The sequence below is a fragment of the Acinetobacter sp. YK3 genome, from assembly GCF_001729365.1.
GTDB lineage: Bacteria > Pseudomonadota > Gammaproteobacteria > Pseudomonadales > Moraxellaceae > Acinetobacter > Acinetobacter vivianii.
This window is the reverse complement of record NZ_LZPJ01000121.1, coordinates 1-11,414: the sequence shown is the minus strand read 5'-3', so window position 1 is coordinate 11,414 and position 11,414 is coordinate 1. Positions and strand designations below refer to the sequence as shown.

9 protein-coding genes are annotated in these 11,414 nt (G+C 40.8%); 8 read left to right on the top strand and 1 reads right to left on the bottom strand.

Features of this window, described 5'->3' with window-relative positions; all coding sequences use genetic code 11:
• Positions 1–368: 368 nt before the first annotated feature.
• The 7 genes from A9Z07_RS14965 (at position 369) to A9Z07_RS14935 (ending at position 9,535) form a co-directional block, all read left to right on the top strand.
• On the top strand, positions 369–1,631 hold the full coding sequence (locus A9Z07_RS14965; protein ID WP_069579702.1) for a CaiB/BaiF CoA transferase family protein: 1,263 nt from the start codon (positions 369–371) through the stop codon (positions 1,629–1,631).
• A gap of 154 nt (positions 1,632–1,785) precedes the next feature.
• Positions 1,786–2,544 carry an enoyl-CoA hydratase-related protein gene (locus tag A9Z07_RS14960; protein WP_171258989.1) on the top strand — a complete coding sequence of 253 codons (759 nt, stop codon included), beginning with the start codon at positions 1,786–1,788 and terminating at the stop codon, positions 2,542–2,544.
• A gap of 108 nt (positions 2,545–2,652) precedes the next feature.
• A complete protein-coding gene (locus tag A9Z07_RS14955) occupies positions 2,653–2,961 on the top strand; it encodes a DUF485 domain-containing protein (protein WP_069579700.1) in 309 nt (102 codons plus the stop codon).
• Positions 2,958–4,685: a cation acetate symporter gene (locus A9Z07_RS14950; protein WP_069579699.1), complete on the top strand. Its 1,728-nt coding sequence runs from the start codon at positions 2,958–2,960 to the stop codon at positions 4,683–4,685. Before A9Z07_RS14955 ends, A9Z07_RS14950 begins: the two co-directional genes overlap by 4 nt.
• A gap of 632 nt (positions 4,686–5,317) precedes the next feature.
• Positions 5,318–6,721 carry a GntP family permease gene (locus A9Z07_RS14945; protein WP_069579698.1) on the top strand — a complete coding sequence of 468 codons (1,404 nt, stop codon included), beginning with the start codon at positions 5,318–5,320 and terminating at the stop codon, positions 6,719–6,721.
• A 54-nt stretch (positions 6,722–6,775) separates the two neighbouring features.
• Positions 6,776–7,942 carry an iron-containing alcohol dehydrogenase gene (locus tag A9Z07_RS14940; protein WP_069579697.1) on the top strand — a complete coding sequence of 389 codons (1,167 nt, stop codon included), beginning with the start codon at positions 6,776–6,778 and terminating at the stop codon, positions 7,940–7,942.
• Positions 7,943–8,032: 90 nt separating this feature from the next.
• Complete coding sequence (locus A9Z07_RS14935; RefSeq protein WP_069579696.1) at positions 8,033–9,535, top strand: CoA-acylating methylmalonate-semialdehyde dehydrogenase; 1,503 nt, start codon at positions 8,033–8,035, stop codon at positions 9,533–9,535.
• Positions 9,536–9,594: 59 nt separating this feature from the next.
• Here A9Z07_RS14935 and A9Z07_RS14930 read toward each other — a convergent pair whose 3' ends face one another.
• A complete protein-coding gene (locus tag A9Z07_RS14930; protein ID WP_069579695.1) occupies positions 9,595–10,344 on the bottom strand; it encodes an IclR family transcriptional regulator in 750 nt (249 codons plus the stop codon).
• Between the two features lie 383 nt (positions 10,345–10,727).
• On the opposite strand from A9Z07_RS14930, the gene A9Z07_RS14925 reads away from it, so the two are divergent.
• Positions 10,728–11,372 (top strand): TetR/AcrR family transcriptional regulator, encoded by a 645-nt coding sequence (locus A9Z07_RS14925; protein ID WP_069579694.1) that lies wholly within the window; start codon positions 10,728–10,730, stop codon positions 11,370–11,372.
• Positions 11,373–11,414 lie beyond the last annotated feature (42 nt).

Here is an 11,414-nt window from a genome sequence, read left to right as displayed (position 1 = left end):
ATTGAATATATGATGAATAATTTGAAAAATAGGTGGCTGAATTAGTAAAGTATTCCAGTAAACATGATTAGTTGACTTGTAAAAATGCTTAGTCTAGTATCCAAACACATCTAGTTTTTTTACTCTATTTCTAGGTGGGTGGTCTAATATTTTTCGGTGTTGGCTTAGTTAGTCTAACTTTCGAGGAACTGACCAATATGTTGTAAATACTCGATATATTTTTTTGATTATTTCTAGGTGATTGGTCTAATTAATTGGTCGGAAATATTAGGATCGGTAATGCCAACAGCTTACTGCTCAGGATGACCAAAGAAGCCATTCACTAGATCAGTAGGGATACAAAATTTGTTAAACAAGGAGATATAAAAATGGATACTTCACAAGGCTTACCTCCCAAAAAAGGCCCTCTAGATGGCATCACAGTATTGGACTTTTCACGTGTTCTTGCTGGTCCTTATTGCACAATGATATTGGCTGATCTCGGGGCACGCGTCATTAAAATTGAAAGAATTGCTACCGGTGATGATACACGTGCATTTGGACCGTTCATTGAAGATGAGTCAGCGTATTTCATGTGTTTCAATCGAGGCAAGGAGAGTATTGCATTAGATATTAAGAGTCCGCGAGATCGCGATCTACTTGAGCGTATGCTTGATCAAGCTGATGTGTTAGTCGAAAACTTTCGACCAGGCGTAATGGATCGTTTGGGTTACGGTGCTGAGCGACTTGCACGGACTCATCCTCATCTCGTCTATGCTTCAATATCTGGATTTGGTCATTCTGGGCCACTCAGTGACCTACCTGGTTATGACATGGTGGTTCAAGCTATGGGAGGAATTATGAGCCTTACTGGCTGGCCTGATGCCCCTCCTGCGCGAGTCGGTACAAGCTTCGGCGATCTTAGTGCTGCCTTGTTTGCGGTCATTGGAATTGTTTCATCCCTCTATAAACGTACCCGTGATGCACAAGGTTCACGTGTAGACATTGGCATGCTGGACTGCCAAGCAGCGCTTATGGAAACAGCTATAGCACGTTATGACGTGGAAGGAGTTGTTCCTACACGAACAGGTGACAATCATCCATCACTTGCACCATTTGAGACCTTTTCAGCAAAAGATGGGCGTTTTGTTATTGCAGCGGGTAATGATCAGCTCTTTATGCTAATGGCCGATGTACTCGGCAACCCGCAGTTAGCACTAGACCAACGATTTATCACCAATGACTTGCGCTGTCGCAATCGTCCTGCACTAGTTCAAGCCATCGAACAAATTACGCGAACGGAACCTATGGATCACTGGATTGACCAATTAAATATCGCTGGTGTTCCGTGTGCACCGATCAATACGATTGATCGATTATTGAATCATCCTCAGCTAGCTGCACGCAACATGATTATTCAGGTTCAGGGGGCTGGTCGTGCTTTCCGAACCGCAGGTAATCCAATCAAGATTAATTCTTTTGAGGATATCGATGTAACTACTCCTCTTCGTGCGCCAGCACTCAATGAGCATAGGGAAAAAATCCTCGCTGAACTGATGTCTGGGACTGGGGATTATGCTCCTGCCGCTGGCACAGATGAAGAACCACTATCACATGAAGACAACCTTCTACCTAACCAAGTAATTGCCTAACTTTTTAAATTCTCATTATATCAGGGAGATATCACTAATGAATGCATCATCAACATCAACGAATAAGAGTGCAAATACACAATCTAGCACTACAAAATCTACGAACGAAACGAATAAGGTTGTAGAACCGACCTCAGCACAACGCTATGAAACCATTTTGGTTGAGCGACGTGAACGCGTAGGACTAATTACTCTAAACAGACCAAAAAGCCTTAACGCGCTGAACGTGCGTATGTCTCGTGAGGTGGTTGCTGCTCTTCGGCAGTTTGATGCCGATGATAACATTGGTGCCATTGTTATCGCAGGGAGTCCAAGAGCCTTCGCAGCCGGTGCTGACATCGAAGAGATGGCTGATAAAACTTTCGCAGAATTGCAAGCAAATGACATCTTTGCTGCTTGGCAGGAACTACTAAGTATCAGTAAACCTATTATTGCAGCCGTTAGTGGTTATGCACTTGGTGGGGGATGTGAATTAGCCATGATGTGTGACTTTATTATCGCTGCTGAAGATGCATATTTCGGACAGCCTGAGATTAAGTTGGGTATTTTACCAGGGATTGGCGGATCGCAACGACTTACTCGATCAGTGGGAAAGGCACTTGCTATGGACCTAATTCTCACTGGGCGAAGCATTAATGCTTTGGAAGCAAAGGAGGCGGGGTTAGTTGCTCGTATTGTACCTTCAACTGAATTATTGCAAACCGCACTGGAAGCAGCGCATACCATTGCTGGTTATAACGCACCTGCGGTACGTATGGCTAAAGAAGCAGTGAATCGTGCGATGGAAGTTGGTTTAACTGAAGGTATGTTGCATGAACGTAGACTATTTCAAGCAGCGTTTGCAACCGAGGGCCAAAAGGAAGGTATGCATGCATTTATTAGCAAGCGTGCACCAGTATTCCGACACCGCTAAGGTTCAAACGAATACCAAAAATATTTAGACGTAATTAGGCGTACTGGACGAGGAAAAAGGATGTTCTGCCTCGTCCAACATAATAAGATTCATTACAAGGAAAGCTATATGAATGATCACATTGTCGATAAAATAAAACAAAACTCCCAATACCTTGCATTACGTAAAAAACGCAATCGTTTGGCCTATATTTTGACATCAATGTTGCTGTTAGTGTATTTCGGCTATATCTCTCTGATCGCATTTAATAAACCATTTCTGGCACAACCAATTGGAAGTGGTGTAACTACAGTGGGTATTCCACTTGGCATGGCTGTGATTGTATTTACAATTATTATTACGGGCATTTATGTGCGTCGTGCTAATAGTGAATTCGATGCAATGACAAAGCAGATATTGAAGGAGGCTACCCAATGAATAGATCCTTCAGTTTTCTCGTAATAATACTAACTTTGTTCCATACAGTTGTCGCACATGCAGCTGGTGGTGATGTGGGTGAAACTGCTAAACAAGCCACTAACTGGACAGCAATTGCTATGTTTGGAACGTTTGTTGTCGCTACGCTTTGGATCACTAAATGGGCAGCAAAGAGGACAAAATCGGCTGCGGATTTTTATACCGCAGGAGGCGGTATCACTGGTTTCCAAAATGGTTTAGCGATTGCGGGTGACTACATGTCGGCAGCTTCATTTTTGGGGATTTCTGCTGCTGTTATGGCTACTGGTTATGATGGATTGATTTATTCTATTGGTTTTCTTGTAGGCTGGCCAATTATCACATTTTTGATGGCTGAGCGATTACGTAATTTAGGAAAATTTACCTTTGCCGATGTCGCCGGTTACCGTTTCAGACAAACTCCAATTCGTGCTTTTGCAGCATCAGGTACGCTGATTGTTGTGGCGTTTTATCTAATTGCTCAAATGGTTGGTGCTGGTCAATTGATTAAACTGCTATTTGGCTTAGATTATTGGGTAGCCGTCGTTATTGTCGGTGGATTGATGATGCTATATGTACTATTTGGAGGAATGACAGCTACGACTTGGGTGCAGATTACAAAAGCTTGCTTATTATTGGCAGGCGTCACATTTATGGCCTTTATGGTATTAGCACAATTTGGATTTAGCCCCGAAGCTCTATTTGCAAAAGGAGTGGAAGTGCGGACAGCGATTGCGGCTAATGCTGGTAGTCCCCCTGATGAAGCCTCTAAGCTAGGTCAGTCAATCATGGGACCTGGGGGATTCGTGAAGGATCCAATTTCAGCTATTTCCTTTGGTATGGCACTGATGTTTGGTACAGCAGGATTGCCACATGTCTTAATGCGCTTTTTTACTGTGCCTGATGCCAAAGAGGCTCGCAAGTCAGTATTCTGGGCTACAACCTGGATTGGTTATTTCTATGTACTTATTTTTATTATTGGTTTCGGTGCCATTGCACTAGTTTTGACTAATCCTGAATTTGCGGATGTTGCTAAAGGTGTAATCCATGGTGGTCCTGGCACTGCTAATATGGCAGCAGTACTTGTTGCTAAGTCAGTGGGTGGTAACGTCTTCTATGGTTTCATTTCTGCCGTAGCATTTGCAACTATTCTTGCGGTGGTTGCAGGACTCACACTATCTGGTGCTTCTGCTGTGTCGCATGATTTGTATGCCACATTATTTAAAAAGGGTAAAGCAGACAGTAAAAGCGAACTTAAAGTTTCCCGAATCACTACTGTGGTGTTGAGTATCATTGCTGTCTTATTAGGCATTGCTTTCGAAAAGCAGAATATCGCATTCATGGTATCTCTTGCCTTCGCTATCGCTGCTTCGGCTAATTTCCCCGTGCTTTTTATGTCAGTGCTATGGAAAGATTGCACAACTCGAGGTGCGGTGATTGGTGGCTTTTTGGGGCTAATATCATCAGTGGTTCTTACCGTGGTTTCACCTTCGGTATGGGAGACTACACTTGGAAACCCAGCAGGTACAGCTTTGTTCCCCTACACCTCACCAGCACTTTTTTCGATGACTATAGGTTTCGTTGGTATCTGGTTTTTCTCAATCACTGATCGTAGTGCCAGCGCAGCGCGTGAGCGGGCAGCTTTTGAAACACAGCAAGTACGGTCCGAGACAGGGTTAGGAGCTGAACGAGCTTCAGGACACTGATATAGGTGAACCATAATGAGAATCTTGTCAGACTGAGAAATAAGATATGTAAGTAAAGGAAATTTTTAGTTCTAATGCAGGTTTTTCAGAGAAAAAATAGCTTGTTTTAAGACAGTGCTGCTACCTGATACCGCTTATTTTCAGAACATATAGTTCTGCTAAATAAGTTATATCGGGTAGTTTTGATTTACTCGACTATTTATACATTTGAACGATGCAATCTCTTGTCGCAAGTATTTGTGAAATGTTAACAGGGCCTAATAGCATCAGACTATGCATCCAGCAATATTGATGGCCTCTAGATCGTTCTAAAACATCAACATTTAATGATTCGATAATAAGTCTAACGATGATGTATCACAGGAAAATTCTGTCTATTTGAAAAACATATTTGTATTAGAGGGATTTTCGTGCTGAAAGTTAGTATTAAATTTTATTTTGTATATAAGTTTTTGATTTTTATTATATTGTTTATTTAATGAGACTAAGGTCTAAATATGTTTGACAGTCTAAATACAATCCGTTATAAAGTAATAATGATACGAATCGTATCGTTATTACTTTTTTGATTGCTGAAAGCTTCACCTAGCTGAACTTGGAAATGGATTTAAATATAGTCAAAGGAATGGATTATGCTTGGACTGATAGGAATTATCTTGTCCCTAGTCTTGCTAATGTATTTGGCATATAGGGGACATAGCGTCATTATTTTGGCGCCATTTTTAGCCTTGTTTGCGGTGTTATGGAGCGGTCTAAGTCATGAAGTATTGGGAGTGTATACCCAAGTATTTATGACTGGCCTTGGTGGCTACATCATCAAGTATTTTCCGTTATTTTTGCTCGGGGCAATCTTTGGCAAATTGATGGATGATTCCGGCTCAGCACAAACAATTGCACAGTTTTTTGTACAAAAACTAGGACATCAAAGTGCTGTCCTTTCGATAGTACTGTCCTGTGCAGTACTGACCTATGGTGGCGTTTCTCTGTTTGTGGTGGGTTTTGCGGTATATCCAATTGCCTCAGCTTTGTTTAAGCAATTAGATATTCCTAAGCGACTGATTCCAGGAGTGATCATGTTAGGGGCATTGACTTTTACCATGACTGCATTACCAGGTACACCTGCGATTCAGAACGCGATTCCGATGCCATTTTTCCATACCGATCTTTATGCGGCACCAGGACTTGGGGTATTTGGCTCAATCTTTATGTTAGTAACTGGGATGTGGTGGTTAAACCGCCGGGTTAATATCGCAAAAGCTATGCAAGAAGGTTACGGGCAACATCATGAACCAGTTTCTTTAGCAGTAAACAATACTCATCGTGGTATGCATCATCCCTCACTTTTAGTCGCGATTATGCCTATCTTGGTGGTCATTGTAAGTAACTTTGTACTGACTAAAGTGATCCTGCCGAATTTAGATAACACTTATCTTGCTACAGCAAAATATGGAAATGTCAGTCTAAGTTCAGTATTGGGTTTATGGGCAATCATTTGCGCACTGGTTTTGGCATGTTTAATTATCATTCTATTGAATTGGCATCGTCTTAATAACCTTAAAGGCTCTATACAACAAGGCGTAACCTCTTCATTTTTACCAATTTTTAATACGGCGTCTGAGGTTGGCTATGGCTCAGTGATCGCATCTTTGGCTGGATTCTTAATCTTACGTGATTTTTTAGTTGGACTAGCACCCAATAGTCCTCTGATTTCTGAAGCGATTGTGATTAATGTTTTGGCTGGGATTACCGGTTCTGCTTCAGGAGGTCTAAGTATTGCACTCAACACTATGGGTGAAACCTATATGCAATTAGCCCAACAATTTAACATTTCGCCTGAATTAATGCATCGCGTCGCATCAATGGCCTCTGGCGCATTAGATTCACTACCTCATAACGGTGCAGTGATCACTATTATTACTCTCTGTGGTTTGACCCATAAACAGTCTTATTTCGATATGTTTGTGGTGGCTGTGGTCATTCCACTGTTCGCACTGATAGGTGTCATCGCACTCGGTACATGGTTCGGCTCATTTTAATACAACTCAACAAATTGCTTAACACAATGGATCTATTACAGAAAGGAAAATAGCATGGCCTCAAGCATACAACTACCTAGAATTATTGAAGTCGGTAAAGATGCTCGACTCAAACTTCCACAAATCTTAAACAGTCTTGGTTGTCATAAACCTTTGATTATCACTGATAAGGTCATGGTCTCATTGGGATATATTGATGAAATTCAAAATATTCTCAAGGCTGAGCAGATTGAATCAGATTATTTTGATGAAACCATTCCTGAGCCTACTTCGAGTTCGATTGCAGCTGGAGTAGAGCATATCCGTCGTCATGACTATGATGCGATTATTGCCATAGGTGGTGGGAGTCCAATCGACAGTGCTAAAGCAATTGGTATCTTAGGGAAATTTGGTGGCGAGATGCGTGATTATAAGTTTCCGCGTCAGGTCAACGAAACTGGCTTGCCGATCATTGCGATCCCGACGACAGCAGGTACTGGTTCTGAATGTACTCGTTTCACAATCATAACTGAAGATGCTACCAGTGAAAAAATGCTCTGTGCTGGCATAGGTTTTTTACCTGTCGCTGCGATCATTGATTATACGTTAACGATGTCTTTACCAGCACGTACCACGGCTGATACAGGTATTGATGCTCTAACTCACGCTATAGAAGCTTATGTCAGTAAAAAAGCGAATGCTTATAGTGATGTGCAAGCATTGGCTGCAATGAAATTAATTGGACCAAATCTACAAAAAGTTTATAGCGAACCAAAAAATGAAGCTGCCCGTGAAGCAATGATGCTGGGTTCAACTTTAGCTGGAATTGCATTTTCCAATGCCTCTGTCGCTCTAGTGCATGGTATGAGTCGACCAATTGGGGCATTTTTCCATGTGCCACATGGACTATCGAATGCCATGTTACTGCCCATGATTACCGCGTATTCAATTAAAGCCGCACCTGAAAAATATGCGCAATGTGCGAGAGCTATGGGAGTTGCCCACAGTGATGATTCCGATGAAATTGCTAATCAAAAACTGATTAATGCATTGATTGAAATCAACCGCGATTTGCAGGTACCGACGCTAGCCGAGTTTGGAGTGCAAAAAGCTGAGTTTGATCAAGTGGTACAGGTGATGGCAGAACAGGCTTTGGCATCTGGCTCTCCAAGTAATAACCCAATCGTACCGACCGTCGAAGAGATGGTGAACCTATATCAACAATTGTGGATTACGGAATAAGGCCTGAAATCCTTTATGCGTGAGTTAATTAGATAGCGCAGAAGTAATTTTAAATAGAGTAAAAGTCGTAACTTAAAGAGGAAGAACCTAATGACAATTTTAGGACATTTTATTAATGGTGTGATGAGCACCGAAAGCAACAATGTACGCAGCCAACCAGTTTATAACCCTGCGACAGGGGAATCAGAGAAATCTGTGGCCTTGGCTAGTGTAGAGACAGTAGAGCAAGCGATTGCGGCAGCTGAGGCAGCGTTCCCTGAGTGGCGCAATACTCCAGTAATGAAACGCGTTAGAATCATGTTCCGTTTTAAAGAGCTACTTGAGAAGAATGCAGATCAAATTTGTGCTTTGATTGGAGCTGAACATGGCAAGATTGTGCATGATGCAGCAGGTGAATTACAACGTGGAATTGAAAACGTTGAATATGCTTGTTGTGCAGCGGAGTTCTTGAAAGGTGAATATAGCAAAAATGTCGGACCGGGCATCGACTCTTGGAGTGAGATGCAGCCATTAGGCGTAGTAGCGGGTATTACACCATTTAACTTCCCTGTGATGGTGCCATTATGGATGTTCCCAATGGCGATTGTTTGCGGTAATACATTTGTACTTAAACCATCTGAGCGTGATCCATCATCAACTTTGTACATTGCACAACTATTGAAAGAAGCTGGCCTCCCAGATGGAGTTTTGAACGTAGTTAATGGTGATAAGGTAGCAGTTGATACCTTACTTACCAGCCCAACGGTACAGGCAGTTAGTTTTGTTGGTTCAACTCCGATTGCTGAATATATCTATGCTACAGCAACTGCCAATGGCAAGCGTTGCCAAGCCTTGGGTGGTGCAAAAAACCATGCCATCGTAATGCCTGATGCAGATATTGATAATGTTGTGAATTCATTATTAGGTGCAGCATTCGGTTCTTCTGGAGAGCGCTGTATGGCTCTGTCTGTCGCGGTAGCTGTTGGTGATGAAATTGCAGATAAAATCATTGCAAAACTGACCGAGGCGATGAAAGATCTGAAAGTTGGACATTATTCAGATAAGTCTAATGACTTTGGGCCTGTTATTACAGCTCAGCACAAAGCTAAAGTACTTGGTTACATCGACAGTGCTGAAGAACAGGGTGCTAAGATTGTAGTCGATGGTCGCCAGATGAGTCCTCAAGGTTATGAAAACGGTTACTTTGTTGGTGCGACACTGATTGACCAAGTAACGATGGACATGACTAGTTATAAAGAAGAAATCTTTGGGCCAGTATTACAGATTATGCGAGTCGACAGCATGCATACAGCAATGCAACTGATCAATGACCATGAATATGGCAATGGTACATGTATATATACCCGTGATGGTGAAGCAGCTCGATACTTTAGTGATCATATTAAAGTGGGTATGGTTGGAATTAATATTCCATTACCAGTACCTGTTTCTTATCACAGCTTTGGTGGTTGGAAACGTTCATTATTTGGTGATTTAAGTGCTTATGGTCCAGATGGCGCACGCTTCTATACTCGTCGTAAAACAATTACTCAACGTTGGCCTGCTAGTGATGTGCGTGAAGGTGCTCAATTTGCTATGCCTACCTTAAATTAAACCTACTCGCAAAGTTAAGTTTAAATTTGTGCGCTGTTTCTAAGTGAAACAGCGCTTTTTTATGAGTTGACTAAAGACTCTAATGCAGTTGCTGCTTCACGTAGCAAAGGTTCAAAGGCTTGAAGCTCTTCAAGAGATTTACGAATAGTGGGGGCATGTACATATAGACAGGCAATGATATTTCCATCTTTTAAAATTGGTACAGAACAAGCAACCATACCTGCAATAAATTCTTCGTTATCACTACCCAGTTTTTTTTCAAAAATCTTAGTTAAGTGTGTATCTAATTGATCGATATCGATCATCGTATTTTTTGTCATCTGCGTGATTGGCAGCTGAGATAATATTCTTTTCCGTTGAATTGGTTCTAGATAGCTTAGGAATAGTTTTCCGCTAGAACTGCACCACAGGGGAACCGTTGAACCAACGGGTAGATAAACCTGTAAGGGCCAGTTGGTTTGCACACGATCAGTATACAGCATTTGGTTTTCGCTAAGGATTGCTATACCACAGGTTTCACCGATTTGATCAGAAAGCTTCTGTAGAATTGCAAGACGTTCAATCTTGCGAGACTCTTGCTCCCAAACACTCATCAGCCATTTATAAGTGCGATCACCGACTACAAAACCACCATAAGTGTCACATTTGAGAAACCCTTCTTGTTCTAGGGTTTGTAGCAAACGATGTATGCTCGGTTTAGGAATATCCAGATCTATGGCTAGATCAAGTGGAGAGGGTGGATGTTTTGAAGTAGCAACGGCTTCTAATATATCAAGTACCCGTGTGATTGAAGAACCTTTTTTCTTCATAGTTGGTCTAAATAAAAAAATAATCAAGTGATGATTATAATTGAGGATTTGCTATTTTTATAGTTAATAGTCTATTAGTAATTAGTTAAATATAGCCTTTAAGTCTTAGCTAGGCCAACGGTTAAGATCACATGTGATCACTAGACCCAGATATATAAGTCTAAAAATGAAAAAATAATTCAAATCAAAATAGATGATTGAGATAAGTATTTTGTTGATTTTTAAATATAAAAATATGAGGTTTGACTGTGTTGTTTTAGTTTTAACTAGTAAGTTACTTAAAACTTCTAGAGTTGTTGTTAGACTCAGATAATCTAAACTCCTACGATGGTATAAGATCGAATAGCATTGCTATTTCTAGATAGATAGTCTATTTTGTAAACATGAACTATTCAAATTTACCCAAAAGACCACGTGGTCGGCCCACTAAACATGGAAGCAACTATGCAGATACGAAAGACGTATTAATACGTCGTGGTATTGAATTGCTTACAGAACGGGGAATGAATGCCATGAGCCTAGATGATCTCATGAAGCCTATTCAAATTCCTAAAGGCTCGTTTTATCATTATTTTGAGAATAAAGAAGCATTTATTTTAGAGGTATTAAAGGCCTACGAAATTTATTTTGTGAGACGATTGAATAAGTTTTTAAGTCAACCAGATCTTACACCTCTAGAAAAACTACAGAACTTTGTAAAAGACGCTGGTGAAAAGCTACAGAAATATGATTTTAAGCGAGGTTGTATTCTGGGAAATTTAGGACAAGAAGTTTCTTATCTAGCCCCTGAAATTATTGAGCGAATAGAAAGTATTTTTCAGGTGTGGCAGAAAATGGTTTCTGATTGTTTAAATGAATTTTACTCTCAATATAGCTTAACAGATTGCGATGAAATGGCTTATCAATTTTGGATTGGGTGGGAAGGTGCAGTTCTTAGAGCTCGTTTAATCAAATCTACGAGTCCTCTAGAAGCATTTTATCGTTTGTTTACATTAGGTGTAGAACAACTAAATAGCGTAAGAAATTAATTAAAAAATAAATGCATATTTCTGCATTTATTTTTTAATTAA

What these genes read in the sequence shown, in the direction of transcription:
- A9Z07_RS14930 (WP_069579695.1), bottom strand. Translation starts at nt 10,344, where the DNA reads ATGAAGAAAAAAGGTTCTTCAATCACACGGGTACTTGATATATTAGAA.
- A9Z07_RS14955 (WP_069579700.1), top strand. Translation starts at nt 2,653, where the DNA reads ATGAATGATCACATTGTCGATAAAATAAAACAAAACTCCCAATACCTT.
- A9Z07_RS14935 (WP_069579696.1), top strand. Translation starts at nt 8,033, where the DNA reads ATGACAATTTTAGGACATTTTATTAATGGTGTGATGAGCACCGAAAGC.
- A9Z07_RS14945 (WP_069579698.1), top strand. Translation starts at nt 5,318, where the DNA reads ATGCTTGGACTGATAGGAATTATCTTGTCCCTAGTCTTGCTAATGTAT.
- A9Z07_RS14925 (WP_069579694.1), top strand. Translation starts at nt 10,728, where the DNA reads ATGAACTATTCAAATTTACCCAAAAGACCACGTGGTCGGCCCACTAAA.
- A9Z07_RS14940 (WP_069579697.1), top strand. Translation starts at nt 6,776, where the DNA reads ATGGCCTCAAGCATACAACTACCTAGAATTATTGAAGTCGGTAAAGAT.
- A9Z07_RS14965 (WP_069579702.1), top strand. Translation starts at nt 369, where the DNA reads ATGGATACTTCACAAGGCTTACCTCCCAAAAAAGGCCCTCTAGATGGC.
- A9Z07_RS14950 (WP_069579699.1), top strand. Translation starts at nt 2,958, where the DNA reads ATGAATAGATCCTTCAGTTTTCTCGTAATAATACTAACTTTGTTCCAT.